The organism is Nocardia sp. Root136, from assembly GCF_001427185.1.
Lineage (GTDB): Bacteria > Actinomycetota > Actinomycetes > Mycobacteriales > Mycobacteriaceae > Nocardia > Nocardia salmonicida.
In genome coordinates this window covers 1,507,420-1,533,919 of sequence record NZ_LMFE01000001.1, presented here as the reverse complement: position 1 = coordinate 1,533,919, position 26,500 = coordinate 1,507,420, and the positions used below count along the sequence as shown (strand labels likewise).

Here is a 26,500-nt window from a genome sequence, read left to right as displayed (position 1 = left end):
GTCATGGATGTGCTGCCTGATGATCTGACCGCGTTGCTCACCGAGTTCGGGCGGCATCTGCGGTTGGGGCGGAATCGGTCGGCGCACACGGTGCGGGCGTACCTGGGAGATGTGCGGTCGCTGCTCGAGCATCTGTACGCGCGGTCGGCGGATTCGGCGGTGCGAGAGCTGGATCTGCCGTTGTTGCGATCGTGGCTGGCCGAGCTCGCGGCGGCGGGAGTGGCGCGGACGACCCTGGCTCGACGTGCCTCGGCGGCAAGAACGTTCACCGCGTGGCTGACCGAAACCGGTCGGCTCGGTGTCGATCCGGGCTTGCGCCTGCAGGCCCCGAAAGCGCATCGCGTGCTGCCCGCGGTTCTCGGCCGCATTCAAGCCGAACAGGCGATGGGTGCGGCGGAATCCGGAGCGGCGCAGCAGGATCCGATGGCGTTGCGGGATCGCCTGGTCGTGGAGATGTTGTACGCCACCGGAATTCGTGTCAGCGAGCTGTGCGGCCTCGATATCGATGACATCGATCGGGAGCGCCGCCTGGTTCGGGTGCTCGGCAAGGGCAACAAGGAACGCTCGGTGCCGTTCGGTGGTCCTGCCGACACCTCGCTCGACGCCTGGCTCCGCGCCGGTCGCCCGTCCCTGGCCAACGACCACTCCGGCCGCGCCTTGCTCCTCGGTCAGCGCGGCCGCCGACTCGACCAACGCCAAGCCCGCTCCGTCGTCCACGAGGTCATCGCCGCCATCCCGGGCGCCCCCGACATGGGCCCCCACGGCCTACGCCACACCGCCGCCACCCACCTCCTCGAAGGCGGCGCAGACCTCCGCGTCGTCCAGGAACTCCTCGGCCACGCCAGCATGGCCACGACCCAGCTCTACACCCACGTCTCCGTCGAACGCCTCAAACGAGTCCACGACCAGGCCCACCCCCGCGCCTGACCGTCGCGAAACGTGCTCGATGCCGAGACGTAGCAGTCCGCGCAGGTCGTAGGCGTTGGTGGCGGACCGCACTGGGGCCAGGCCGATCGCGCCGGGCGAGGATCATCGGCAGGCCCTGTGCCGTGCCCGCTTGGAGACTGCGCCCTGGGAACGAGTCCGGTGTGGGATTGTGCCGCGCCTTTGAGCAGCGGGGGCATAGCCGCGGCATCATCGAGTGGCCGAACGACCGAACGTGGGCGGCATAGTGGCGAATAGATCGGCGGCGACATGGCAGACGCTCCGCTCGCAACGCTGACGAGCGTAGGGATCGCGGTAGCGCATGATGGGGGCAGGAGGTGGTGGTAGTGACGTTGCCCGAGGTCGGGGCCGAATCCGGGGATGGTGAGGAAGAGGTCGACTACCGGTTCACCCTCGCCAATGAACGCACGTTCCTGGCGTGGATCAGGACCGCGCTCGGTCTGCTCGCCGGCGGTGTCGCGGTGCACGCCCTGGTCCAGCCGACTCGGTTGGCCGGTTTCGCCGGTGTGATCGCGATGATCTGCCTGATCATGGCGCTGACCGTCGCGCTCGCCGCCTTCCGGCACTGGCGCCGGGTGAACCTCGCGATGCGCGCCGGGGGACCGCTGCCGGGAACGGCCCTGGTTCCCGTTCTCTCGGTCGGCGTCGCGGTGGTCGCCGCACTCGCCTGCGTGGCGGTAGCGCTGTCGTGACCGCACCCAGCCTGGCGATGGAGCGCACGGCCTTGGCCTGGCGGCGCACGTCCCTCGGTGCGGCCGCCTGCGCCCTGCTCCTTGTCCACGAAGCAACCACCGACGCTCGGCCGACGTGGGTGCTCCCACTCGCGGCCGCCGCGGTCGCGCTGCTCCTGGCGATTGTGGGTTGGTCCCGCGGCCGCGCACTCGACCGCGGGCGTGTGGGCGCCGGTCACCGATTCGTCGGGACCACCGCCGTCGCCGTCGCGACCGTATCCCTGATCGCCGCGGTCGCGGTGCTGCTCAACGGCTAGCGCGACCGGCTCGGCTCCCACGTTGGTGTTCTGCGCAACCGATGGTCGGATCGTGCCGACTCGCCGCGCTCGTCAGCCGTTAAGGCCGACTCGCTGGGGCGTCTGCCAGCGTGGCAACCTGGCGTAAGGGAGTAGCGCAACCACATGACGCGCAGAACGATTTGCGGTTGGACACCGAGGGGAATGCGGCGCGCGGCGCGCGGGGTCATCGGGCAGCTTCCGAGCATCGCGTGCGAGCCCCGCCGACGCAGAACTCGGTCGGCGAGCGCTGCACCGGGTGCCGAACGTAGCGCCGACACGGCGCCGAGGTCGCGGGCCGTGCCGCAGGTCGCGGGCGGTGCCCCGGTAGCCGGTAGCAGACCGGCCACGCGCAGCTCGCTTTCCAGTGCCCGCCGGATTGGCCATCAGGTGGGTTGGCACGGTCGATATCAACGGTGCCGGAGTCGGCTGCACCTCGAGACCCGTCAGGTGTGCAGCGTCGCCGCTACGTCACCACCTCGGCCTGCGACATCGAGCGCAAGGGCTGAGCTCGTGACGTGTCAGCCGTTGGTGGGCAAGGTATTCACGTAGCGGTGGGCGAACCAGCGCTGGATCAGGCGGACCACGGGGCCGCCGAGGCGGACGTACCAGGCGCCGGGCTTGGAGAAGGCGGCGACCAGGCCGTAGACGGTGTCGTCGGTGGCGTCGTATTCGACGGCGAACAATTCCTCGCCGACCTCCGGATGACCGGGCAGGGTGCCGTAGGCGAAGCCTCGGCGGTCGGGTTCGTCGAGGACGTAGACCACGCGGCAGGGCGCGCTGAAGCTCAGTGGCCAGATTCGGAGGACGACCGTCAATTCGGTTCCGGGCCGCGCGGTTTCGGTGTCGGCGCCGCGAAAGATGTCAACGCCCTTCTGTATCCCGAAGTCGAGGATGTGGGTGGCCGCGCGGTCGAACAGGTCGCGACCGTGGCCGATCGGGCGCCGATGCCGGAACCGGTGGTATCCGTCGGGCATGGTGGCGCGGGTGGCACCGATCTCGGGGTAGGTGAAGGGCGCTGGTTCCTTGGGCACGTCTCGATTGTCGTCTCCGGAATGTCGGCGTAGGGCCCGGCTGGTGGAGTGGTTCGTCACGTCACGGCTCCAACGGTTTCAGGCGGACCGGCACCTCGTGCAGGAGTCCGAGCGGGTCGACGTATTCACGCCGATTGTGGGCACCGGACTCGCGGCGGGCACCCCAGTGCAGGCAGGCGGTGGCCGGACACCCCTCGTGTCCGGCCACCAGCGTGCCGATAGGCGCACCTCTGCTCACCCGGCTTCCCACGCTCACCTGCGCGCGAACCGGTTCGTAGGTGGTGCGCAAACCGCCGGGATGATCGATGGACACCACCGATTTGCCTGCCACGTCCCCCGCGAACACCACGATGCCCTCGCCCGCCGCCAGCACGCTCTGCCCGGCGACGCCCGCCAGATCGACGCCACGATGCCCCGGCAACCAATTCCGCTCCGGTTTGTCGAACTTGCGTTCCACCGTCGGCCGCGGCCGCAACGGCCAACCGAACTGCCCGGATTCAGCGGCATCGGCCGGTACCGCACCACTGAGAACAATCGCCACCAGACAGACGACGCCAAGGACCCGCCCGAGAACCGACCGCACCAGGCGCGCGGCACGACGCGCGTTCCCGGGTCTGCGAGGCCACTCGTCGGGGTCGGGCACGTTGGACCGCGCTGAAGGCGGGGACCGATGGGGCCGGTGAACGCGCGTCGGTACATTCCGCCCGCGATCGGGCTTCATGCCGCAGTCGGTCACCTCGAGGCGAACCGAAATGCCGGCCCGCGCTCGATCGAGATGGTGAAGGTGAGTCGGCACCTTCGGCCAGGCGTCGAGCTTCTCGAACATCGCCGCCACGACCTCAGCGATGCGGCCGCGGCGTCGGCACACGTTGCTGCGCCGCCAGCACCCGCAACATCTCCCGCAGAACCGTGGGCACTTCGGCCGCCGACCCACTGCCACCCCCGGCCCGTACCACGATCTCGATCTCCGACCGGGCCCCCGCGCTCGATTCGGTACCTTGTGCCCGGGCGGGAGCGGAGCCGAGATCATGCACTGTCACCTGTACCGGAACCGGCGCGGGCACAACCACTCGCCGTGGCACGACGATCACGGGCACCACGGTCGTCGCTCGACCGCAGGGGCCCGCCGCCCCGGTGTTCGGTGGGAGGCCCTCCGCTTCGAGTCGGGTGCCTGTCGAGGTCGGTCCGCTCTGGAGCTGCGGCGCTACCGGAACCGCGCCGGGCACAGCCGCACGCAGCGGTGGGAGAATCGGCCGACCGATCCGCTCGGGTGGCCGGGCGAGCACAACGGGTCCCCTTGGACCGCCTCCGGCGCATCGCGGATGGTCAGGACTGACCGTAGGTCGAGCGGCCGGCGGAGCGCCTATATCGGGATGCGCAGCCGCAGGCGCGGCAGCGACACCAGCCGCGCAGAGCAGCGGAAACGTACTGATCAGGGTGCGTGTCAACGTGTTCATGCCCCAACTCTGGGCGCTGGACAACCCCGCCGGGACAACGATTTCGGGATTGTGGACAACTTTCCCGCTTGTGGATATCGCCCACTTCATCCACGAATAGGCGGCCGTTGCCCAGGGGCGATTTCGGAGCTGGCCCTGGTCCGCGTAGACTGAACAAGCGGTTTGTGCTCAGCAGCCATTGCGTGTGCACAGCACGGACCGACTTCGCGCGCCACCCGTGCTCGTCCATCCGGTCGTCGCTCGCAAAGCAGACGGTCCGCGAGGGCATGTCAGCGCGAGTTCTCCATCGGATGAACAGGGAAATCGTCGGCTGGTCCCGGATTCTTAGAATCGGGTCCGGCGGTTTCGGTGGCGCCAGGGCAGTCGATCGCCGATCGACCGCGACAACCGGCAACGAAAGAGAGATACGAAGGCTATGCCTGTCGTAACTATGAAGCAGCTGCTCGACAGCGGCGCGCACTTCGGCCACCAGACTCGTCGGTGGAACCCGAAGATGAAGCGGTTCATCTTCACCGACCGCAACGGCATCTACATCATCGACCTGCAGCAGACGCTGACCTTCATCGACAAGGCCTACGAGTTCGTCAAGGAGACTGTCGCCCACGGTGGCACCGTCCTCTTCGTCGGTACCAAGAAGCAGGCCCAGGAGTCGATCGCTTCCGAGGCGCTGCGCGTCGGAATGCCCTACGTCAACCAGCGTTGGCTGGGTGGCATGCTCACCAACTTCTCCACCGTGCACAAGCGCCTGCAGCGCCTCAAAGAACTCGAGGCGATGGAGCAGACCGGTGGCTTCGAGGGTCGTACCAAGAAGGAAATCCTCATGCTCACGCGTGAGATGACCAAGCTGGACCGCACCCTCGGTGGTATCCGTGACATGGCCAAGGTTCCCTCGGCCATCTGGATCGTCGATACCAACAAGGAGCACATCGCCGTCGGCGAGGCGCGCAAGCTGAACATCCCGGTCATCGCGATCCTGGATACCAACTGCGACCCCGACCTGGTCGACTACCCGATCCCGGGTAACGACGACGCGATCCGTTCCGCCGCACTGCTCACCAAGGTCGTCGCCTCCGCGGTGGCCGAGGGCGTGCAGGCCCGCGCGGGCCAGGCTTCCGGCGACGCGAAGCCCGAAGCCGGCGCAGGCGAGCCGCTGGCCGAGTGGGAGCAGGAGCTCCTGTCCTCGGCGACCCCGGCTGCCGAAGCCGATGTCGCTGCCGCGACCGAGGCCCCGGCCGTCGAGACCCCGGCCGAGGCCGAGGCCGAGGCCGAGGTCAAGGCCGACCCGGCACAGCACACCCCGGCCGACTTCTGAGCTGACCGGTAGCACACTGTTCACCTTGCCGGCCCGTCTGAATTCAGATGCGGTCGGCAAGGTGGCGTAATACCGAACGAAAACTGCATGGCCTATGGCCGAGAATTCCCTTTTTTGATTCTCGGCCGCCTCGATCTGGACTGACCAGAGGGTGCGACGAAGGAGTGCCCGGCGGGAGGGAAGATCGAGGTTCCCAGGCCGAGAATCCGCGGCGCCAGCCGCCAAAAATTACAGGAGGCTCGCCCCCGATGGCGAACTACACCGCTGCTGATGTGAAGCGGCTCCGGGAGCTCACCGGCTCCGGCATGATGGACTGCAAGAACGCGCTGGCCGACTCCGACGGCGATTTCGACAAGGCTGTCGAGGTGCTGCGCATCAAGGGCGCCAAGGACGTCGGCAAGCGTGCCGAGCGTGCGACCGCCGAGGGTCTGGTCATCGCCAAGGACGGCGTCATGGTCGAGATCAACTGCGAGACCGACTTCGTCGCCAAGAACGCCGAGTTCCAGCAGCTGGCCGACGCGATCGTGACCGCGGCCGCCGCGGGCAAGCCGGCCGACCTGGACGCCCTCAAGGCGCTCAAGCTCACCGACGGCACCGTTGACGACGCCGTGCAGGCGCTGTCGGCCAAGATCGGCGAGAAGCTGGAACTGCGTCGCGTCGTGTCCTTCGACGGCCCGGTCGCCACCTACCTGCACAAGCGTGCTTCGGACCTGCCGCCCGCCGTCGGCGTGCTGGTGGAGTACGAGGGCACCGGCGACGGCGCTGCCGACGCCGCGCGCGCCGCGGGTATGCAGGTCGCCGCGCTCAAGGCGAAGTACCTGACCCGCGAGGAGGTGCCCGCCGATGTCGTCGACGCCGAGCGTCGCATCGCCGAGGAGACCGCGCGCGAAGAGGGCAAGCCCGAAGCCGCGCTGGCGAAGATCACCGAAGGCCGTGTGAACGGCTTCTTCAAGGACGTCGTGCTGCTCGAGCAGTCCGCCGTCACCGACTCCAAGAAGACCGTCAAGGCGCTTCTGGAAGAGGCGGGCGTGAACGTGAAGCGTTTCGCTCGTTTCGAGGTCGGCCAGGCCTGATCCGCCTGAATTCCACGAAAAGCCTCTTCGGCGCGGTGTGATCCCGCGCTGGAGGGGCTTTCCTCGTCGATCGACCGACCCCACTTCTGGGTGACCGCAACCTGATAGGGCAGGATGGATGCCGCCTGCTCGCCCCGCTCTCGACCTCGCCGAAGGAGACCGACACCCATGACCGACCCGGGTAACGACCGCCCTGGATACCACCGGGTGCTGCTCAAGCTGGGTGGGGAGATGTTCGGTGGCGGTGGGGTGGGCCTCGACCCCGACGTCGTGCAGACGGTGGCCGAGCAGATCGCCGAGATCGTCGAGACCGGCGTGCAGGTGGCCGTGGTGATCGGCGGCGGCAACTTCTTCCGCGGCGCCGAGCTGGAGGAACGCGGCATGGAGCGGGCCCGTTCCGACTATATGGGCATGCTCGGCACCGTGATGAACAGCCTTGCCCTCCAGGATTTCCTACAGCAGCAGGGTGTGGACACCCGCGTGCAGACCGCCATCACGATGGGCCAGGTCGCCGAGCCCTACCTGCCGCTGCGCGCCAAGCGCCACCTCGAGAAGGGTCGCGTCGTGATCTTCGGCGCAGGCATGGGCATGCCCTACTTCTCCACCGACACCACCGCCGCCCAGCGCGCGCTGGAGATCGGCGCCGATGTGGTGCTGATGGCCAAGGCGGTCGACGGCGTGTTCGACGCCGACCCGCGCGTCGACCCGAATGCGAGCATGTTCACCGAGATCACCCACAAGGAAGTGATCGAAAAGGGCCTGAAGGTGGCCGATGCCACCGCGTTCAGTCTCTGCATGGACAACCAGATGCCGATGCTGGTGTTCAATTTGTTGATCAAGGGCAATATTGCCCGCGCGGTCGCCGGTGAACCCATCGGCACCCTGGTTCGGTCGTGACCCCGCACCCGCGGACGATGACGATGACGACGCTGTGGAGGATTCGGTCGTGATTGATGAAGCGCTCTTCGATGCCGAAGAGAAGATGGACAAGGCCGTCACGGTGGCGAAGGACGACCTGGGCAGCATTCGCACCGGTCGCGCCAACCCGGGCATGTTCACCCGCGTGCTGATCGAGTACTACGGCTCGCTGACGCCGATAACCCAGGTCTCGAGCATCACCGTGCCCGAGCCGCGCATGGTCGTGATCAAGCCCTACGAGCAGAGCTCGCTCGGCCTGATCGAGAACGCCATCCGCAACTCCGACCTCGGCGTGAACCCGACCAACAACGGTGACATCCTGCGCATCTCGGTGCCGCAGCTCACCGAGGAACGTCGCCGCGAGATGGTGAAGATGGCCAAGAGCAAGGGCGAGGACGCCAAGGTCTCGATTCGCAACGTCCGCCGCAAGGCGATGGACGAACTGAGCCGCATCCAGAAGGATGGCGAAGCGGGTGAGGACGAGGTCGGGCGCGCCGAGAAGGAACTCGACAAGACCACCGCCAAGTATGTGACCCAGGTCGACGAGCTGGTCAAGCACAAGGAAGCCGAACTGCTCGAGGTCTGAGCGCCAGATCTCGCCAGTCCCGCTCGTGCGGGGGATGAACGGAACGACGAGTTGAGCGACGGGACAATCGTGGCCGAAGACGCCGCCGCCACCGGGGCGGCACCGGATCCCATGCCGGACAAGGTCGAGGAGACGGCGATCGCGGCCACGCCGCAGGACGAGCAGCCGCCTGCCCCGACGTCACGGGCCGGGCGCAACCTGCCCGCGGCGCTGGCCGTCGGTCTGACGCTCGGGCTGTCGCTGATCGCGATCCTGCTGTTCGTCCCGAAGGTATTCATCGCGGTCGCGGGGCTCGGCGTGGGAGTCGCGACCTGGGAGGTCACCAAGCGGCTGCGCGAAGCAGACGTGCTGGTGCCGCGGATTCCGCTGCTGGTGGGCGGTCAGGCGGTGTTCTGGCTCGGCTGGCCGTGGGGGGCGAGCGGGGTGCTGGGCGCGTTCGCCGCCACCGCGCTGGTGTGCATGGTGTGGCGCCTGTTCGATCACGGACTCAGTACCGCGCCGAAGAACTTCCTTCGCGACACGGCGATCGCCGTGTTCACCCTTACCTGGATCCCCCTGCTGGCCGCGTTCTCGACGTTGCTTCTGCTCGAACCCGACGGCAACCTGCGGGTCCTCACGTTCATGATCCTGGTGGTGTGCTCCGATGTCGGCGGCTATGTCGCCGGTGTGCTGTTCGGCAGGCATCCGATGGTGCCCGCGATCAGCCCGAAGAAGTCGTGGGAGGGTTTCTGCGGTTCGCTGGTGTTCAGCGTGATCGGCGGTCTGCTGACCGTCACCCTGCTGCTCGAGGCCAACTCGATGATCGGTGTGGTGCTCGGTGTCGGCCTGGTGGCCGTGGCGACCATCGGTGACCTGATCGAATCGCAGATCAAGCGGGAACTCGGCATCAAGGACATGGGGACGCTGCTGCCGGGACACGGCGGCATCATGGATCGCCTCGACTCGATGCTGCCCTCGGCGTTCGTCTCCTGGCTGGTCCTCAGCGCGCTGATCTGAGCGTCACGACCTCTTGGCTGCGTGCCGCAGTTGCAGGATGCGGACCCCGCCGACCAGGCCCATCACCAGCGCGCCCGCGATCACCGACAGCAACACGGTGACGCCGAGCGGCAGTTCGAAGTGCCAGAACAGCAGGTTGGTCCGGACCTTGTCGAGATTCTGGATGATGAAGATCAACAAGACGATGCCGAGCAGGGCCGCGGCCAGCAACGCGATCCAGGTGTAGCCGGTGCGCGATCCGTGCACGGCGTCGCGCGGGACCGATTTGGTCGCGGGCTTCGCCGGTTCGGCGGGCTTGCTGTGCTTGCCGGTGAGATCGGTCGGCGGCGGGTCGTGTTCGGCCGGTGACGCACCGGATTCAGCGTGTGTACTCATAGTTCGATCATTGCCGACTGCTATGGCTCGTGCACGCATCTTGTCGATAACGTTGCCCGGCGTGGTGGCCACGACGGTGCGTTTGGGACAATGGTGAAACTATGGCCATCTCCCCGCCCCTCGTGTTCGATGCCCCGCGCCGCGGCATGCCGCCGCGCCACCTCGCCGATCTCGACTCGGACGAACGCAAGGCCGCGGTGCAGGAGCTGGGATTGCCGAAGTTCCGGGCCGACCAGTTGGCCCGCCAGTACTACGGTCGCCTGCAGTCCGATCCGGCGCTGATGACCGACCTGCCCGCCGATGTGCGCGCGAAGGTCGGCGAGACGCTGTTCCCGCCGCTGCTGTCGGTGGTGCGCAATATCGCCTGCGACGAGGGCGATACCCGTAAAACGCTGTGGAAGGCGCACGACGGGACGCTGTTGGAGAGCGTGCTCATGCGCTACCCCGACCGCAATACGCTGTGCATTTCCAGCCAGGCCGGGTGCGGTATGGCGTGTCCGTTCTGCGCGACCGGGCAGGCGGGGCTCACCCGTAACCTGTCGACCGCGGAGATCGTCGACCAGGTGCGCGCGGCCGCGGCCGATTTGCGCGACGGTGCGGTGCACGGTGGTCCGGGCCGGCTGTCCAACATCGTGTTCATGGGGATGGGCGAGCCGCTGGCCAACTACAAGCGGGTGGTGAACGCGGTGCGCCGGATCACCTCGCCCGCTCCCGACGGGCTCGGCATTTCGCAGCGGTCGGTGACCGTGTCGACCGTGGGCCTCGCGCCCGCGATCCGCAAGCTGGCCGACGAGGACATGTCGGTGCGCCTCGCGGTGTCGCTGCACACCCCCGACGACGAACTGCGTGACACCTTGGTGCCGGTGAACAACCGCTGGTCCATCGCCGAGGTGCTCGACGCCGCACGCTATTACGCCGACAAGTCCGGGCGTCGCGTGTCGATCGAGTACGCGTTGATCCGCGATATCAACGATCAGCCGTGGCGGGCGGACCTGCTCGGCAAGAAGCTGCACAAGGCGCTCGGCCCGCTCGTGCACGTGAACCTGATCCCGCTCAACCCGACACCGGGCAGCGAGTGGGATGCCAGCCCGAAGCCGGTCGAGAAGGAGTTCGTGCGTCGCGTGATCGCCCAGGGCGTGTCGTGCACGGTGCGCGATACCCGCGGCCAGGAGATCGCCGCCGCCTGCGGTCAGCTCGCCGCCGAGGGCTAGGCGCCGCGCCCATCAGACGATGCTGATCGGCGCGACGAAGTCGTCGTAGGGGAGTGGGCCCGCGACGAAGGCGTTGACCGACATGAAGTTCAGGGTGATGTCGCCGCCGTGGTTGTCCAGGAAGGCGATGTCGGAGGCGTCGCGGCCGGTGGCGATGCGCACCAGGCTCGAGCGCGGCGCGAGGCCCGTCGGGTCGTAGGTGCGCCACTCGCCGTCGATGTAGGCCTCGCAGACGGCGTGGAAGTCCATCGGTACGCAGCCCGGCGCGTAGACCGCGGCGACCCTGGCGGGGACGCCGACGGCGCGAAGCAGCGCGACCATCAGGTGCGAGAAGTCGCGGCAGACGCCGGTACCGGACAACAGCGTCTCCACCGCGCCGTCGATGGGCGTGCTGCTGCCCGAGACGTAGGTGATCCGTCGGCCGATCCACGACGAGACGCGGTTGGCCACCTCGGGATCGGCGATGCCGTAACCGAATTCGGCCGCCGCGAAGCCGAGTAGCTTGTCCGACTCGGCGTAGCGGCTGGGTCGTCGGTACAGCGCGAGGTCGTAGTCGGAGGGCGGCTCGAGAACGGCGGTGCCGAGGACGGTCGCCTGATAGTCGATGCGGAGGGTGCCCGCCCGCACGTCGAGGACGTGGATCCGGGAACCGTGCGCGCCCACCACTTCGCGCGGCGTGAGGAACTCGCCGTTGAGCGAGCACGTCATGGACTCGATCAGATCGAGCCCGGGCTGGCGGGCGACAGCGATCTGACACTGCAGCACCGAATCGGCATGGACCGCGACCTCGAGGCGAGCGGAAACATCACGTTTCACGCCCACAGACTGACAGGCGAATCGGAATCAGGCGAACCGAACCGCTCGAGCGGGTTGCGGCCCAGGCGTTATCGTCGCGGGACCGGATCGACGCGTGCGTCCGAGATCGTTGACTATGGTGCGCGAAACAGCCTCTGTCACAGTCACTCTCGAGCTCGAAGCCGGGAACGCCTCACTGATGATCCTCGGCAAGATGCTCGGTCCGACCGGCGTCCCACCCTTCGAGGTCAAACGACGATACGACGCCGCGACAGCCGACCGGCGCGGCGAGATCATTCCCGCCGTCATCACGATCGACGCCCGCAAACGCTGGACGATGCGCCTGAAGACCCCACCGACGGCATCCTTGATCCGAAAGGCGCTCGGCCAACCGGGCTCACCGCGGCCCGGCCACAAACCGGTCGGCGCGCTCAGCCGGGACCAATTGCGCCGCATAGCGATCCGCAAACTGCCCGACCTGAATACGACCGATGTGGAGGCGGCGATGCGCATCGTCGCCGGCACCGCGCGGTCGATGGGTGTGCGGGTCGAGGAGTGAGCCGAGGCCGTGATGGCGGTCCTCGGTACTCGCGCCGCTAGGGTTGGTGGCGGTCGTCTGTGCGGATATCCCGTCGGCGGCCGGGGAACTGATTCAGTGGACAACGGGGGACCATGCTTACGACGGGGGACGTCTTCGCCGGGTACGCGATCGAGCGGCAGCTGGGGCGCGGCGGGATGGGGTCGGTGTATCTGGCCAGGCATCCGCGCCTCCCACGGCAGACCGCGCTGAAACTACTGAACCCGGAGTTGTTCGCCGACACCGAGATTCGTGCCAGGTTCGAGCGCGAGGCCGACCTCGCCGCGCAACTGGAGCACCCGAACATCGTCACGGTCTACGACCGCGGCATCGATGACGGGCGCCTCTGGATCAGCATGCAGTTCGTCGACGGCGTCGACGCGGCGACCGTCGAGCACCCCGTCGCTGCCGAGCGTGCCCTGCATATCATCGAGGCCACGGCGGCGGCGCTCGACCACGCGCACCGCAACGGCGTCCTGCACCGCGACGTGAAACCCGCCAACATCCTGCTCGCTGATGTCGACGGCAAAGAACGCGTCCTGCTCACCGACTTCGGCATCGCCCGCCCGCGCGACGACGTCCACCACCTCACCCAGACGGGCTCGTTCACCGCCACCCTCGCTTACGCGGCCCCCGAACAACTCACCGGCGCCCATCTCGACCACCGCGCCGACCAGTACGCCCTCGCCTGCACCCTGTACTCGTTGCTGACCGGCGTCTCCCCGTTCGATGCGACCAACCCCGTCATGGTCATCCAGGGACACCTCCAGAGCCCGCCGCCGTCCCTGCACGCCCGCCGACCAGATCTACCCGCGGGACTGGACGCCGTCCTCGCCCGCGCCCTGGCCAAACGCGCTACCGACCGCTTCGACTCGTGTGCGGAGTTCGCGGCCGCGGCGCGGCGTGCGCTCAGCGAAACCGGTGCGCAACCCACTGTGTTCGCCGGGCGCTCGATGCCCCGAGTCCCGCAGCAGAGTCACCTCGCTCGACATCCGCAGGCGTCACACGCAGCTGTGCCCCAACCGTATTCGGGGTATGCGCAGTCCCCGTTCGCTATGCCCGCGCAGCCGAATCCAGGCCATCCGATGCCGGTTCGGCGACGTAGTCGGATGCCGATCGTCCTCTTGCTGGTGATGGCATCGGTACTCGGGGCCGGGTATTGGGTGTGGCAGGACGAGCACTCCGCTCTCGCCGACTTGCTGCAGCGATCACAGGGGCACAGGGACCTGGACGCCCTACACGAGGCCTTCCCGCAGATGATGCCCGCGGGCTACGGCAACGGGCACGGTTTCGGGGGTCGAAACTGCTCGGCCACAGTGAAGCCGCTGAGTTACGGCTATCCGTGGACGAAGACGTTCGGCGGCTACGCGGCGAGTCGTAGCTGCGGCGCCGAGAAGATGGTCGATACCCACTACACGTTCTACACGTACCCGACTGCCGAGGCCGCCGCCGCGGTTGTCGCACGGTTCCGTCAGGAAACGAAGGACCATGGCCAGACGTCGACCGGTACTCGCACCGATGACCGCAGGGAACAATCCGCCGATGGCCAGTACAACGGCTCCGCGATTATCTCGACATTCTCCGAACCGGCACGCGCCCGCTGGGTGCTGCTGTTCTACCGTGGTTCCGGCGTCACGCCGTTCCCGGGCCACACGGTGGAGACGAACATGCCGATCCTTGTCGCCGACGTCGCGAGCTTTCCGCTGGGCTGAGTTCACGCCCACTTCCGCCGCACCGATGCCCGCGACGTCGCGAACGGCGCTTTGGTAGGGTCCAGCCGTCGGACGAAGAGCGAGATTCGGGGGTCAGAGTGGTTTCTGACGGGACGGTGTTCGCCGGCTACACGATCGACCGGCAGTTGGGTCAGGGCGGGATGGGGTCGGTGTATCTGGCCAGGCATCCGCGTCTGCCTCGGTGGACGGCGCTGAAGCTGCTGAATCGGGAGTTGTTCTCCGACAAAGAGATCCGGGCCAGGTTCGAGCGGGAAGCCGATCTGGTCGCCCAGCTCGATCATCCCAATATCGTGACCGTGTTCGATCGCGGGGTCGAGGGTGACCAGCTGTGGATCAGCATGCAGTACATCGACGGGATCGACGCCTCCTCGCTGGATCCGCACACGCTGCCGCCGGACCGGGCGCTCCAGATCATCGGTGAGACCGCCGCCGCGCTCGACTACGCGCACCGCGCGGGTGTACTGCACCGCGACGTGAAGCCCGCCAATATCCTGCTGGCGCGTTCGAGCAGCCAGGAGCGGGTGTATCTCACCGACTTCGGCATCGCGCGTCTACGCGACGATTCGGGTCACCTGACCGAGACCGGCTCGTTCACCGCCACGCTGGCCTACGCCGCGCCCGAACAGCTCACCGGCGCCGCCCTCGATCACCGCGCCGACCAGTACTCCCTCGCCTGCACGCTGTACACACTGCTGACCGGCAGCGCACCCTACGAATCGACCAGTCCGGCCGCGGTGATCACCGGTCACCTGCAAGCGCCTCCACCTCCGGTGAGTCCACGTCGCGCGGGTCTGCCGCAGGTGCTCGACGCGGTGATGGCTCGTGCGCTGGCCAAGCGACCCGCCGACCGGTTCACCTCGTGCGAGGAGTTCGTCGACGCCGCTCAGCGGGCAGTGCGCACCGGAACCACCGGTGCCCGCCCGCTCGCCCGCCCGACCTCGGGTGCGCACGCTCAGCCGTTCGTCGGCATGCAGCCCATGCGCCCGGTGAGTTCGACGGGCACGCCCATCCCGCAGTACAACCCCGCGCCGATGCCCGCGCGGGCGCCGCAGCCGCAGTACGCGCCCGCGCCGCAGTATTGGCAGCAGCAACCGGCCCGGATTCCGAATCCGCCGCCGCAACGAGGTGGCTGGGGATCGGCCCTTGGCACCTATGCGCTCATCCTGGTCGTGATCATCGTGGTCGCCGGAGTGATCGCGCTGCTGGCAAACCTCTGATCGGCCCGCCGGGCTGATCGGCGGGTGCCATATTCTGGTCAGAATGAGCGACTTCGACGTCACCGCCGCCGACTCCATCGACCTCGACCGGTTGCGTCGTTTCGTCGCCGTCGCCGAGGAGTTGCACTTCGCGCGCGCCGCCAAAGCCCTCCGGATCCCGCGGCAGGCACTGAGCGCCACCGTGATCGAACTGGAGGAAGAACTCGGCACCCGCGTGTTCGTGCCCGGCGCCTCGCCCACTCAGCTCACCGACGACGGCAACGCTCTCCTTGCCCGCGCCAGAGACCTGATCCGCGTGCAGGAGCAGGCCGATCGGGAGCAGAAGCCCGACGCGCCCGCGAGCCTGCGGGTGGGGTTCGTGCCGGGGGTGACGGTGTCGAAGTGGGCGCGGATCTGGGGTGAACGCCTGCCGGACCATCCGCTCGAGGTCGTCGGCGTCGCGCAGGGTGAGCAGGAATCGGCGCTGCGCGAGGGCCGCATCGATCTGTGCTTCGTCCGGTTGCCCATCGACCGGACCGCCACGAACGCGATTCCGCTGTGGCAGGAGACGCCGGTCGCGGTCGTGCGGAAGGAGGACGCGCTGTCGCTGCTCGAGTCGATCAGCCCGGCGGATCTGGTCGACGAGACGATCCAGGACAGCGCCGATCTCGATCAGGCCGTCGACACCCTCGCCATGGTCGCCGCCGTCGGTGGCGCGGCGATCATGCCGCAGTCGATCGTTCGCCTGCACAATCGCCGCGACCTCGTGTACCGCCCGATCAGCGACACCGAGTTCACCGAGATCGCCCTGGCCTGGCCCGCCGGGACCGACAGCGATCTGCTCGAGGAGTTCGTCGGCATCGTGCGCGGTCGGTCGGCCAACAGCTCGCGCGGCGGCGTGGCGGAACCGGAGCAGCGCGCCGCGGCTCCCGCTCGCACACCGGCGGCGAAGAAACCCGCCGCCAAGAAACCGGCGCCGAAGAAGCCTGTCGCGCGCGGTCGCAAGCCTGCCCGCCGCGGCCGCTGACACACGAAAACGCCTGCGGCGCAGAATGATTGCCGCAGGCGTGGACGTTCTCGGGCGAGGAGCTACCTCGGCATACGCCGGGTGAGCGAGTCGGCGACCAGGATGAGCGCCATCAGGGCGGCCAGGCCGACGAGGAAGATGTCCTCGACGTGGCCCTGGTGGTTACCGATGGTCATGCCGAGCAGGGCCACGATGACCACCCACGCCGCGATGCGGAAGGTCTTGCGCGACTCACCGCTCCAGCCCCATGCTGCCGAGGGCACCTCGGCGGGGTCGACACTGGTGGCGACGGCACGCTCGGTGCTGGCTTTATCGAGGTCCGTGGCTGCCACGATCGCTCCTAAGGGCTCGAGTTCTGGTTGGGCGAGTGAGCATATCGTGGCATACGACCGTCCGTCGTAGCCAGCAGCCCTGCCACAATGGGCCCGTGTCCCACCCCACAACACGTGCCGCGCACGACAGTTCCCCGTCCACCGATCGGGTGAAGGTGCTGCTTCTCGGCAGTACCGGGTCGATCGGTACTCAGGCGCTCGAGGTGATCGCCGCCAATCCCGACCGTTTCGAGGTGGTCGGTCTGGCGGCGCGCGGCGGTAATCCCGCCCTGCTCGCCGAGCAGATGGCGGCCACCGGCACGCGCAATGTCGCCGTCGCCGATCCCGCCGCCGCTCAGGCGCTCGATCTCGAGCTCGGCGGCCCGGACGCGGTGACCGAACTGGTCCGCCGCACCGACGCCGACGTCGTGCTCAACGCCCTGGTCGGTTCGCTGGGGCTCGAACCGACCCTGGCCACGCTGCAGGCGGGGACCCGTCTCGCACTGGCGAACAAGGAATCCCTGGTGGCGGGCGGCTCGCTGGTGACGCGCGCGGCCGCACCCGGCCAGATCGTGCCCGTCGACTCCGAGCACTCGGCGCTGGCCCAGTGCTTGCGCGGCGGTCGCGCCGAAGAGGTCGACCGCCTCGTTCTCACCGCATCGGGCGGACCGTTTCGCGGCTGGACCACCGAGATGCTCGAATCGGTGAACCCCGCCGAGGCGAAAACCCACCCGACCTGGTCGATGGGCCCGATGAACACGCTGAACTCCGCCTCACTGGTCAACAAGGGCCTGGAGCTCATCGAGACGCACCTGCTCTTCGGCGTGCCCTACGACCGCATCGACGTCACCGTCCACCCCCAGTCGATCATCCACTCGATGGTCACCTTCGTCGACGGTTCGACCCTCGCGCAGGCCAGCCCCCCTGACATGAAACTGCCCATCGCCCTGGCGCTCGGCTGGCCCGACCGCATCCCCGGCGCGGCCGCGGCCTGCGATTTCGGCACCGCCTCCACCTGGACCTTCGAGCCGGTCGACGACGAGGTCTTTCCCGCGGTCCGCCTGGCCCGGCAGGCGGGTGAAGCGGGCGGCAGCGTGACCGCGGTCTACAACGCCGCCAACGAGGTCGCCGTCCAAGCATTCCTCGACGGCAAGATCACCTTCCCCGCCATCGTGCGCACCGTCACTCGCGCGGTAGAGGCCGCCGACCGTTGGCACGCCGAACCCGATACCCTGGACGACGTCCTCGCGGCCGACCGCTGGGCAAGGGAGTACGCGGCAGCGATCATCGCCGGGAAAACGACGCCCTGACCCGGACGAACCAGCGAGACCACCACGTTTTCGGCCGCCCCGGATCCGAGGGGCGAGACGGAACGCCGAAGGCGCAGTATCGCCCCTCGGATTCGGGTGACGAGGCCGAAAACACGCGGCGCCAGCCGCCAGGAACACAGGAGTCACATGGTTTTCGCGCTCGGGTTCGCACTGTTCGCTCTCGGCATCACGATTTCGATCGCGCTGCACGAGTGCGGGCACATGTGGGCCGCGCAGGCCACCGGCATGAAGGTGCGCCGGTACTTCATCGGTTTCGGGCCGAAGGTGTTCTCGTTCCGTCGCGGTGAGACCGAATACGGGCTCAAGGCGCTGCCGCTGGGCGGCTTCTGCGATATCGCGGGCATGACCGCACTCGACGAGCTGGAGCCGGAGGAAGTCGACCGGGCGATGTATCGCCAGTCGACCTGGAAGCGCCTGGTCGTGATGTTCGGCGGCATCGGCATGAACTTCCTGCTCGGGTTCATCCTGCTGGTGGCCCTGGCGATCGGCTGGGGTCTACCGCAGCTCGAGCAGCCACCGGAGACCGCGCTCGGCACCATGAGCTGCGTCGCGCAGGAGACTCCGGAAAAGACCCTGGCTCCCTGCACCGGCGACGGACCCGCCCAGCGCGCCGGATTGCAGCGTGGTGATGTGGTGAAGGCCGTGAACGGCGTCGAGGTGACCACTTGGGCACAGTTCCAGGCCGAGACCCAGAAGCAGACCGGCCCGTTCACCTACAAGGTCGAACGCGGCGGCGACACACTGACGGTGTCGGTCACCCCAGAGCGGGTCGTGCGCTCGCCCAAGGAAGGCCCGAGCCGAGAGGTGAGCGCGGTCGGCGTCGGCCCCGACTACGCCGAGCCCAAGCAGTACGGCCCGATCGCCGCGATCCCGGCCACTGTCTCGTTCACCGGTGATTTCTTCGTCGAGACGGTGAAGTCGCTGGCGAAGATGCCGCAGAAGGTGTCGGCGCTGTGGGAAGCGGTCACCGGCGGCGAGCGCGACCCGGAGACCCCGGTCAGCGTCTACGGTGCCAGCCGCATCGGTGGCGAGACCGCGGAGCGTGGCCTGTGGGGCATGTTCATCCTGGTCCTGGCCAGCCTGAACTTCTTCCTCGGCGCGTTCAACCTGCTGCCCTTGCTGCCGCTGGACGGTGGGCATATCGCGGTGGTGCTCTACGAGAAGATCCGCAACACGATCCGTGGCTGGCTCGGTAAGGCCCCCGGCGGTCCCGTCGATTACCTCAAGCTGCTCCCGGTGACCTACGTGGCGGTAGTGATCGGTGGTGCGTTCATGCTGCTGACCCTGGCCGCCGACATCGTCAACCCGATCCGACTGCCGTGACAGCGAGATGACCGGTGTCGTGCCCCTCACAGGGCGCCCGGTTACCCTGCGCGACTAAGCTCGGCAACAACAACCCAGGTCGATCCGTACGAAAGAAGGCAGCCGAACGTGACCAGCACAATCGGATTGGGGATGCCCGCCGCCCCCGCTGCTGTTCTCGCACCCCGGCGCAAGACCCGCCAGCTGATGGTCGGCAATGTCGGCGTCGGTAGCGATTCGCCGATCTCGGTGCAGTCGATGACCACCACCAAGACCCACGACATCAACGCCACCCTGCAGCAGATCGCCGAGCTCACCGCCTCGGGCTGCGACATCGTGCGGGTGGCCTGTCCGCGTCAGGAAGACGCCGACGCGCTCGCCACGATCGCGAGGAAGTCGCAGATCCCGGTGATCGCCGACATCCACTTCCAGCCGCGCTACATCTTCGCCGCGATCGACGCGGGCTGCGCCGCCGTCCGTGTCAACCCGGGCAACATCAAGGAATTCGACGGCCGCGTCGGCGAGGTCGCCAAAGCCGCGGGCGCCGCTGGCATCCCGATCCGCATCGGCGTCAACGCGGGTTCACTGGACAAGCGGATGCTGGAGAAGTACGGCAAGGCGACGCCCGAGGCGCTGGTGGAGTCGGCGCTGTGGGAGGCGAGCCTGTTCGAGGAACACGGCTTCGGCGACATCAAGATCTCGGTCAAGCACAACGACCCGGTGATCATGGTGGAGGCCTACCGCCAGCTCGCCGCGCAGAGCGATTACCCGCTGCACCTCGGCGTCACGGAGGCGGGGCCGGCGTTCCAGGGCACGATCAAGTCTGCGGTGGCCTTCGGCGCGCTGCTCAGCGAGGGCATCGGCGACACGATCCGCGTCTCGCTCTCGGCGCCGCCCGCCGAGGAGATCAAGGTCGGCAGCCAGATCCTGCAGTCGCTGAACCTGCGCCCGCGCAAGCTCGAGATCGTGTCCTGCCCGTCGTGTGGACGCGCACAGGTGGACGTGTACACCCTGGCCGACGCGGTCGCCGCCGGTCTGGACGGTTTGGAAGTGCCGCTGCGCGTCGCGGTGATGGGCTGTGTCGTGAACGGACCGGGCGAGGCGCGCGAGGCCGACCTCGGCGTGGCCTCCGGTAACGGCAAGGGGCAGATCTTCGTCAAGGGCGAGGTCATCAAGACCGTGCCCGAGCATCTGATCGTGGAGACCCTGATCGAAGAGGCGATGCGCATCGCCGAGGAGATGGGCGAGCAGCCGGGCGCCGAGCCCGTTGTCTCCGTCAGCTGAATCCCGCTCCTCTCACAGTCCTACGACGGATTCGGCGGACCCGTACCGCTCGGCGTGCTTTCGTGGCAGGCTGGTGCCGTGCGGAGTCTGCTGGAGCCGACGCGACGGTCCAAAACCGCTCCCGCGCGTCCGGTGGCCGTGCGAGACCTGGCTGAAGTGCTGCGTGTCCTCGATACCGATCCGGTGGCCTCGTGCATGATCGCCGCCCGCGTGCAGGAATTCGGGCTCGACTCCCGAACCGGCGCCGGTGAGCTGTGGAGCCGCGGCGGACCGGCCGACTCCCTGTGTTTCTCCGGCGCCAATCTGGTTCCGCTGCGCGGTGACCAGCAGGCCTTACGCGCGTTCGCCGATCGGGCAGGCCGCTGGCCACGAGTGTGTTCCTCCGTGGTCGGCAGGCAGGAGCTCGCCCTGCCGCTGTGGGAAATGCTGCTCCCGTCCTGGGGGCCGGCGAGGGAGTTGCGTGCCGATCAACCCCTGTTGGCGATGGCCAGGCCCGCCGCCGCGCGCGCCGACGGGGGAGTGCGCCGCGTGCGACCCGACGAGATCGACCGCTACCTGACCGCCGCGATCGCGATGTTCATCGAGGAGGTCGGCATCGACCCGCGCGCCGGTGACGGCGGTCGCGGCTACCGGCGTCGGATCAAGAGTCTCATCGAATCCGGCAGGGCCTGGGCACGTTTCGAAGACGGCGAGGTCGTCTACAAGGCCGAGATCGGCGCACTGTCGCGACGCACCGGCCAGATCCAGGGCGTGTGGGTGCATCCCGACTACCGGGGCGCGGGGGTGGGCACCGCGGGCACCGCTTCTGTCGCCAATGCCGTTGTGGCGACAGGCCGTACGGCCAGCCTCTACGTCAACGACTACAACCGGATCGCCCGCCGCGCCTACAGCCGAGTGGGTTTCCGCCAGATCGCTACCTTCGCAACTGTATTGGTGGACTGAAACTTCGGCGCGTGGCGTCGAGGTCAGCGGGCTCTTCGCCGCTACCATCGGTGCCGATGAGGACACGGATGCTCACCACGTGCGCGGTGGCCGCCCTCGCCGTTGCGGCGACCGCCTGTTCTTCCGGCGCCCAGGGGCCGGTGCCCGCTGCCGACGCCTTCGCGGCGGCGTTCGCCGAACACGATCTCGCCGCGGCGGCGGCGCTCACCACCGCGCCCGAGAAGGCCACGGCGGCACTGACTTCGACATGGCAGGCGTTGCAGGCGGAGAAGTTGTCGATCCGCACCGGCGACGCGCGCGTCAACGGTGACACCGCGACGGTCGACTACACCTACGAGTGGACCCTGCCCAAAGGTCGCCAGTGGACCTATTCCGGCGAACTGCAGATGGGCCGCAGCGACGGACGTTGGCTGGTCCGCTGGAGTTCCGCCGACATCCACCCCAAACTCGGTGACACCCAGAGCATGGAACTGCGCACCCGCCCCGCGCCGCGTGCCAGGGTCAACGAGGCGGCAGGCAGCGACGTGCTGGTTCCCGGCAAGGTCTCCCGCGTGAAGTTCACCGTGGCAGACGCCCCCGACCCCAGTCGCGTCGCCGGTGCGCTCGCCGCGGCGCTGAGCCGCATCGACCCGGTCGCCTACACCCCGCAGACCATCCTCAGCTCGGCGCGCAAGACCGACGGCGCGCACACCGTGGTGCTGCTCAACGAATACGAGGCCGAGACCATCGGCGGCGAACTGATCGGCCTGCCTGGCGTCACCCTGACCCAGGAGTGGGACATGGTGCCCACCGACCGCAAGTTCGCTCCCGACCTGCTCACCCAGGTCCGCAAGACGGTGATCGCCGAGGTCGACGGGAAGGCGGGCTGGAGCGTGGTCACCCGCAATGCCGACGGCGCCGATCTCGATGTGCTGCACGAGGAAGCGGCCGAACCAGCACCGTCGTTCGCGTTGAGCATCGACCGGTTCGTGCAGAACTCCGCCCAGCACGCCGTGGATCTGCGCACCGAGCAGACGATGATGGTGGTGCTGCGCCCGTCTACGGGCGCGATCCTCGCGGTGGCCCAGAACAAGGCCGCCGACCGCGACGGTCCGGTGGCCACCAGCGGACAGTATCCACCGGGGTCGATCTTCAAGACGGTCACTGCCTCGGCGGCGATGGCTTCCGGGCTGGCCACGCCCGAGACTGTGCTGCCCTGTCCGAGCAGCACCATCATCGGTGAACGGACCATCCCCAACTACAACATGTTCTCCGTCGGTGACGTGCCGATGGCGACGGCCTACGAGCGGTCGTGCAACACGACTTTCGCCAGGCTGGCCAGCAAACTCGAACCCGACGCGCTCACGCAGGCGGCGGCACGCCTCGGCGTCGGCCAGGACTACCGGGTCGAAGGACTGCCGACCATGTCCGGTTCGGTACCGAAAGCCGACGGGCTCGTGCAGCGCGCCGAGGACGGGATCGGGCAGGGGCGAGTGGTGGTGAGCCCCTTCGGGATGGCGGTGATGGCCGCGACTGTCGCCCACGGGGCCGCACCGGTGCCGTATCTGATCACGGGCAGGCCGACCGAGGTCACCGGTGATCGGCCCGCGATCGCGCCGGAGGTGGTCGAGGGGCTGCGGTCGATGATGCGCATGGTGGTCACCGGTGGCACGGCCGAACGCATCAGGGATCAGGGCGAGGTCTACGGCAAAACCGGCGAAGCCGAAGTCGACGGTGGATCGCACTCGTGGTTCATCGGCTACCGCGGGGATATCGCCTTCGCGACACTGTTGGTCAAGGGCGGCAGTTCCGACAACGCGGTCGCCGTCACCCGGGATATGTTCGCCGCACTGCCCGCCGGCTACTGAGTCGTCAGGCCCCGCACTACTGCGAGCGACGTGCTTTCGGCGTGCGATAACGCCGTGTCGTGCAGCACGTTGTAGCTGACAACGGGCTCGGGTGCGGCCCCCATGGCCGCGCTGTCGAGGACATCGATGGCGGCCGCGCCGCCGAGGATCATCCCCGCAGTGGTTAAGATCAGAGTAGAACGCCTCATAATTCGTCTCCCACATTCAGGGTTTCGACGTGTTCGCGGGGCAGCAGTTCGATTGTCTGAGGATTAGCTGATAGACCACCGTAGAACGGCCGTTACTTCGGCAACAGGCGACGTCAGCAAGCGACACACAATTGTTGCCCTATGTGCGGGCGTGTTCGAACGCAACCGCTACCGAGCCGTGATGAAAAGGTGAATTATCGGTTTCGATTGCGCAAAGGCACTGTTCAGAGGTTGTGTACGGGTAACTTCCCGAATTGCACGCGACTCAGCCGCGTTGCAGAGTCGCCGCTAGGTGATGCTGCAAAGATTCGCCGACCGCCGCCATCCGCACCGTGTACTCGATGGTGTCGCCGGTGACATGGAATGAGCGGCCCACCGCGGTAACCGGTTTCGCCGATTCGCTCAGGCCGATATTCGTGGAGTTCAATTCCAGACGAATTCCGTCAACCGTTTCGGTGATCGTGCCTTCGCAGATCTCGGTGATTCCGGTCGGATGGGCGAGTATGAGCTCGACCCGGCCGGGGGCCGGACTGCGCAGGTAGCCGGTCTCGGCGTGCAGCGGCCTGCCGTCGGAGCCGGCCTTGGTCCGCTGCTGGTAGGTGAGGAACGGTTTGCCCAGGTGCCCGAAGGTGATCTCCTCGACGTAGTCGAAGGATTCGATGGTCGGGTATTCGCCTCTGCCCCGACCGCGCCAGGTACCGAGTAGTGGTGCCAGGGCGGCGATGTCGGGATGCGGGGCGATGTTGGGGGAAGGTTCGACCACGGCCGACAGCGTAGCCCTGCGCTTCCTGCCACGGTCACGGCACACCACCGCATCACCCACGATAAGGTCAGCCTCGCCTGAACGCCGTCCGGCGGAAGGTCGAAAGGAAAAAGATCGTGAACGGACATGTGAGGGGCGCCCGTGGGGTGCGGTCCGGGCTGGTGCGCGGCGCGGTACTCGGTGCGGCAGTGTTGCTCGCCGCGGCGTGCTCGAATACCGAGCCCTCGACCGACGACGTGGCCGCAGTGGACGGCAACCGCTACAGCCAGACCAACCTGGCCGCCGACAAGGACTCCTATCATGCCCAGTTCACGCTGCCCGGCATGGTCAATGCCTGGGGCCTGGCCGATCGGCCCAAGGGCGCGGGCGGGCATTTCTGGGTCGGCGCGGGCGGCAAGTCGTTCCAGTTCCTCGGCGATGTGCAGTCCTCCTCGGATCCCAAGTTGCAGAAGCTGACCCAGGACCAGCTCAAGCTCGTCGGCATCCCCGGCGCCGATGCCGACACCTCCGACAAGAGCATCGGCAAGGCCACCGGCGTCGTGTTCAACCCGGCGCCGATCACCTCGGATCTGTTCGTGGTGCGCGACCAGTGGGTCGATGTGGACGGTATGCCGATCCCGCTCGGCGGTTCCGCGCGCTTCATCTCCGCCACCGACTCGGGCAAGATCTCGGCGTGGACCGAGCAGGCCCCCGACGGCGCGATCGTGCGGCGTGACGGCGGCGCGAACCAGGTGTTCGACGGTTCCGCGCAGGGCATGGCCTTCTTCGGTATCGCGCTGGCGCCCTCGGGTGACAAGCTGCTGGCCGCCGATTTCGGCGCCGACCCGCAGGTCCGCACCTTCGACAAGAACTGGCAGCCGGTCGCGGCCACCGGTTTCGCCAACCCGTTCGCCACCGGTGAGGTGATCGACGCCTCCTCGCCCGAGAAGGGCAAGAAGGCCGTGCCCGGTGACCCGGCGCCGTTCAACATCACCACCCTCGGTAGTCGAGTGTTCGTCTCCTACGCCATGACTCGGCCCGACGGGGAAGACCCGAAGGTCTTCGACAAGGCCGAAGAAGCCTCGCTCGACGCCGACAAGGACAAGGGCTCCCACGGCAAGCCCGACAAGGGCAAGGTCGCCGAGTTCGACAGCACGGGCAAGCTGGTGCGCATCATCGACGACGGCGGCAGACTCAACGCGCCGTGGGGCGTGGCGATCGCGCCGTCGAACTTCGGGGCACTCTCGGGCAAGCTGCTGATCGGCAACTCCGGTGGCCTCGGCCGCGTCCTCGCCTACGACGACACCACCGGCACCTTCGTCGACTACCTGCGCGACGGTGAGGCGAAGCCGGTGGAGATCGCGGGCCTGTGGGCGCTGAAGTTCGGCAACGGTGAAAGCCTGGGCGACGCGAACGCCCTGTACTTCACCGCAGGCCCCAGAGACGAGAAGGACGGCCTCTTCGGCAGCCTCCGCCTGCAGTAGCTGGTACGAGATCGGTGCGGACGGACAAGGGAGGCGCACCGGACAATGTGAGTGTCCGGAGGAAAACGTCTCGCGCCGACGGCGTTGTCGGGGACAGTTGTGGCGGAATAGTTGCCGGGTGTGCGCGATTCGCGCGGGCTCGCCGTGCTCCACCCGCACGCTGTGGCATCCCCGCCGGGGTGTCGTGCCCGAGTCGGAGGTGTGCCAGATGAATGTTTCACGCGTTGACGTCGTCGGCTCGGCGGGGGAGCGGTGAAATGCGCCATTCGGGACGAGGGGCGATGCTGCCGGGCCGGGACGTCCTCCTGGCGGCCTTCCGCGGTTTGCCACATGATGACCACCCCATCCTCGACGCCGCGGGTGAGCTCGCGCTGCTGCACCAGTTGCGCGAGCGAACCCCGCTGAGCGAGTCCGAGCGCATCGACCGCCGCCGCGCCCAGTTGATGCGGGCGATCGACCGCTGGGTCATCCTGGCCGCTCCCGTGCCGCCCGCCGCGGCCGACGAGCACCCCGAAACCCTCGGCTATCTGGTCGATCGCCTCGCCAAACACTGCTTCCTGACTTTCGTCGCCTTGGCAGGTGCCCCCGAATCGGTCTTCTACGACGAGTGGGTCCGCCTCGACGACCTAGCCGACAGCTACGAACGACTGATCGAGGACCTGTGGTCCGGTGTCCGCAGCCTGCCTGTGACTACCTACTGATCCCCACGGCCTCCGCGGCTCGACACCCTTGGGTGGTTTCACCGCCACCTGGGTGGGCGTGACCGGGCCCCTGGGTTGGTTGGGGTCGGGGCCGTCCTGCGCGACAGTGGAACTCACACCATCTGTC

Annotated in this window: 28 protein-coding genes; 20 read left to right on the top strand and 8 right to left on the bottom strand. The window is 67.9% G+C overall.

The genetic code is table 11. The annotated features are described in order from the left end of the window. Positions 1-3: 3 nt before the first annotated feature. From ASD42_RS07205 to ASD42_RS07195, 3 genes are all read left to right on the top strand, one after another. Positions 4-927: a tyrosine recombinase XerC gene (locus ASD42_RS07205; RefSeq protein ID WP_056811800.1), complete on the top strand. Its 924-nt coding sequence runs from the start codon at positions 4-6 to the stop codon at positions 925-927. Between the two features lie 344 nt (positions 928-1,271). After that, positions 1,272-1,637, top strand: a complete 366-nt coding sequence (locus tag ASD42_RS07200) for a YidH family protein (RefSeq protein WP_056811797.1) — start codon at positions 1,272-1,274, stop codon at positions 1,635-1,637. After that, positions 1,634-1,933: a DUF202 domain-containing protein gene (locus ASD42_RS07195; RefSeq protein ID WP_056811794.1), complete on the top strand. Its 300-nt coding sequence runs from the start codon at positions 1,634-1,636 to the stop codon at positions 1,931-1,933. Before ASD42_RS07200 ends, ASD42_RS07195 begins: the two co-directional genes overlap by 4 nt. 539 nt (positions 1,934-2,472) lie before the next feature. Here the strand turns inward: ASD42_RS07195 and ASD42_RS07190 are convergent. From ASD42_RS07190 to ASD42_RS07180, 3 genes are all read right to left on the bottom strand, one after another. Continuing rightward, positions 2,473-2,985: a DUF1990 family protein gene (locus tag ASD42_RS07190; protein ID WP_056811791.1), complete on the bottom strand. Its 513-nt coding sequence runs from the start codon at positions 2,983-2,985 to the stop codon at positions 2,473-2,475. A 61-nt stretch (positions 2,986-3,046) separates the two neighbouring features. Further along, positions 3,047-3,529 (bottom strand): M23 family metallopeptidase, encoded by a 483-nt coding sequence (locus ASD42_RS07185; RefSeq protein WP_371852086.1) that lies wholly within the window; start codon positions 3,527-3,529, stop codon positions 3,047-3,049. Between the two features lie 295 nt (positions 3,530-3,824). Continuing rightward, a complete protein-coding gene (locus ASD42_RS07180; RefSeq protein WP_156677397.1) occupies positions 3,825-4,271 on the bottom strand; it encodes a hypothetical protein in 447 nt (148 codons plus the stop codon). A gap of 586 nt (positions 4,272-4,857) precedes the next feature. Here ASD42_RS07180 and rpsB point away from each other — a divergent pair. The 5 genes from rpsB to ASD42_RS07155 all read left to right on the top strand — a co-directional run bounded on the left by rpsB (position 4,858) and on the right by ASD42_RS07155 (position 9,327). Beyond that, complete coding sequence (gene rpsB / locus ASD42_RS07175) at positions 4,858-5,754, top strand: 30S ribosomal protein S2 (RefSeq protein WP_056811784.1); 897 nt, start codon at positions 4,858-4,860, stop codon at positions 5,752-5,754. Positions 5,755-6,002: 248 nt separating this feature from the next. After that, complete coding sequence (gene tsf, locus ASD42_RS07170) at positions 6,003-6,827, top strand: translation elongation factor Ts (RefSeq protein ID WP_056811781.1); 825 nt, start codon at positions 6,003-6,005, stop codon at positions 6,825-6,827. A gap of 168 nt (positions 6,828-6,995) precedes the next feature. After that, complete coding sequence (gene pyrH / locus ASD42_RS07165; protein ID WP_056811778.1) at positions 6,996-7,724, top strand: UMP kinase; 729 nt, start codon at positions 6,996-6,998, stop codon at positions 7,722-7,724. A gap of 49 nt (positions 7,725-7,773) precedes the next feature. Then, positions 7,774-8,331 (top strand): ribosome recycling factor, encoded by a 558-nt coding sequence (frr, locus tag ASD42_RS07160; RefSeq protein WP_056815675.1) that lies wholly within the window; start codon positions 7,774-7,776, stop codon positions 8,329-8,331. Between the two features lie 111 nt (positions 8,332-8,442). Next, the gene (locus ASD42_RS07155; protein ID WP_056815673.1) at positions 8,443-9,327 is read left to right on the top strand and encodes a phosphatidate cytidylyltransferase; all 885 of its coding nucleotides are present in this window, start codon (positions 8,443-8,445) and stop codon (positions 9,325-9,327) included. A 3-nt stretch (positions 9,328-9,330) separates the two neighbouring features. Here the strand turns inward: ASD42_RS07155 and ASD42_RS07150 are convergent, their stop codons facing one another. After that, entirely contained in the window at positions 9,331-9,702 is a 372-nt protein-coding gene (locus tag ASD42_RS07150) for a LapA family protein (protein WP_056811775.1), read from the bottom strand. Between the two features lie 101 nt (positions 9,703-9,803). Between ASD42_RS07150 and rlmN the strand changes: the two genes are divergently transcribed. Further along, positions 9,804-10,913 carry a 23S rRNA (adenine(2503)-C(2))-methyltransferase RlmN gene (rlmN, locus tag ASD42_RS07145; protein WP_056811772.1) on the top strand — a complete coding sequence of 370 codons (1,110 nt, stop codon included), beginning with the start codon at positions 9,804-9,806 and terminating at the stop codon, positions 10,911-10,913. A 12-nt stretch (positions 10,914-10,925) separates the two neighbouring features. On the opposite strand, the gene ASD42_RS07140 is transcribed toward rlmN, so the two are convergent. Continuing rightward, positions 10,926-11,729 (bottom strand): transglutaminase-like domain-containing protein, encoded by an 804-nt coding sequence (locus tag ASD42_RS07140; RefSeq protein ID WP_056811769.1) that lies wholly within the window; start codon positions 11,727-11,729, stop codon positions 10,926-10,928. Between the two features lie 115 nt (positions 11,730-11,844). Between ASD42_RS07140 and ASD42_RS07135 the strand changes: the two genes are divergently transcribed. From ASD42_RS07135 to ASD42_RS07120, 4 genes are all read left to right on the top strand, one after another. Beyond that, positions 11,845-12,267 carry an uL11 family ribosomal protein gene (locus tag ASD42_RS07135; protein WP_056811765.1) on the top strand — a complete coding sequence of 141 codons (423 nt, stop codon included), beginning with the start codon at positions 11,845-11,847 and terminating at the stop codon, positions 12,265-12,267. A 113-nt stretch (positions 12,268-12,380) separates the two neighbouring features. After that, a complete protein-coding gene (locus tag ASD42_RS33680; RefSeq protein ID WP_084787029.1) occupies positions 12,381-13,997 on the top strand; it encodes a serine/threonine-protein kinase in 1,617 nt (538 codons plus the stop codon). A 98-nt stretch (positions 13,998-14,095) separates the two neighbouring features. Beyond that, a complete protein-coding gene (locus tag ASD42_RS07125) occupies positions 14,096-15,235 on the top strand; it encodes a serine/threonine-protein kinase (protein WP_082843975.1) in 1,140 nt (379 codons plus the stop codon). Between the two features lie 43 nt (positions 15,236-15,278). Continuing rightward, positions 15,279-16,241: a LysR family transcriptional regulator gene (locus tag ASD42_RS07120; RefSeq protein ID WP_056811762.1), complete on the top strand. Its 963-nt coding sequence runs from the start codon at positions 15,279-15,281 to the stop codon at positions 16,239-16,241. A gap of 62 nt (positions 16,242-16,303) precedes the next feature. Here ASD42_RS07120 and ASD42_RS07115 read toward each other — a convergent pair whose 3' ends face one another. Further along, a complete protein-coding gene (locus tag ASD42_RS07115; RefSeq protein ID WP_056811759.1) occupies positions 16,304-16,573 on the bottom strand; it encodes a DUF2631 domain-containing protein in 270 nt (89 codons plus the stop codon). A gap of 95 nt (positions 16,574-16,668) precedes the next feature. Here ASD42_RS07115 and dxr point away from each other — a divergent pair, with 95 nt between their 5' ends. The 5 genes from dxr (at position 16,669) to ASD42_RS07090 (ending at position 23,258) form a co-directional block, all read left to right on the top strand. Further along, complete coding sequence (gene dxr / locus ASD42_RS07110; protein WP_235569335.1) at positions 16,669-17,862, top strand: 1-deoxy-D-xylulose-5-phosphate reductoisomerase; 1,194 nt, start codon at positions 16,669-16,671, stop codon at positions 17,860-17,862. A 147-nt stretch (positions 17,863-18,009) separates the two neighbouring features. Then, the gene (locus tag ASD42_RS07105; RefSeq protein ID WP_056811755.1) at positions 18,010-19,206 is read left to right on the top strand and encodes a M50 family metallopeptidase; all 1,197 of its coding nucleotides are present in this window, start codon (positions 18,010-18,012) and stop codon (positions 19,204-19,206) included. 108 nt (positions 19,207-19,314) lie between these two features. Continuing rightward, complete coding sequence (gene ispG / locus ASD42_RS07100) at positions 19,315-20,469, top strand: flavodoxin-dependent (E)-4-hydroxy-3-methylbut-2-enyl-diphosphate synthase (RefSeq protein ID WP_056811752.1); 1,155 nt, start codon at positions 19,315-19,317, stop codon at positions 20,467-20,469. Between the two features lie 87 nt (positions 20,470-20,556). Next, complete coding sequence (locus tag ASD42_RS07095) at positions 20,557-21,411, top strand: GNAT family N-acetyltransferase (RefSeq protein WP_371852087.1); 855 nt, start codon at positions 20,557-20,559, stop codon at positions 21,409-21,411. A 56-nt stretch (positions 21,412-21,467) separates the two neighbouring features. Next, entirely contained in the window at positions 21,468-23,258 is a 1,791-nt protein-coding gene (locus tag ASD42_RS07090) for a penicillin-binding transpeptidase domain-containing protein (RefSeq protein ID WP_056811749.1), read from the top strand. Here the strand turns inward: ASD42_RS07090 and ASD42_RS07085 are convergent. After that, positions 23,252-23,410: a hypothetical protein gene (locus ASD42_RS07085; RefSeq protein WP_156677396.1), complete on the bottom strand. Its 159-nt coding sequence runs from the start codon at positions 23,408-23,410 to the stop codon at positions 23,252-23,254. The genes ASD42_RS07090 and ASD42_RS07085 overlap by 7 nt on opposite strands. Before the next feature lie 301 nt (positions 23,411-23,711). Then, a complete protein-coding gene (locus tag ASD42_RS07080) occupies positions 23,712-24,209 on the bottom strand; it encodes a peroxynitrite isomerase (protein ID WP_056811743.1) in 498 nt (165 codons plus the stop codon). A gap of 116 nt (positions 24,210-24,325) precedes the next feature. Between ASD42_RS07080 and ASD42_RS07075 the strand changes: the two genes are divergently transcribed. After that, on the top strand, positions 24,326-25,672 hold the full coding sequence (locus ASD42_RS07075) for a TIGR03118 family protein (RefSeq protein WP_235569334.1): 1,347 nt from the start codon (positions 24,326-24,328) through the stop codon (positions 25,670-25,672). Between the two features lie 257 nt (positions 25,673-25,929). Continuing rightward, positions 25,930-26,373, top strand: a complete 444-nt coding sequence (locus ASD42_RS07070) for a hypothetical protein (RefSeq protein ID WP_056811738.1) — start codon at positions 25,930-25,932, stop codon at positions 26,371-26,373. Positions 26,374-26,500 lie beyond the last annotated feature (127 nt).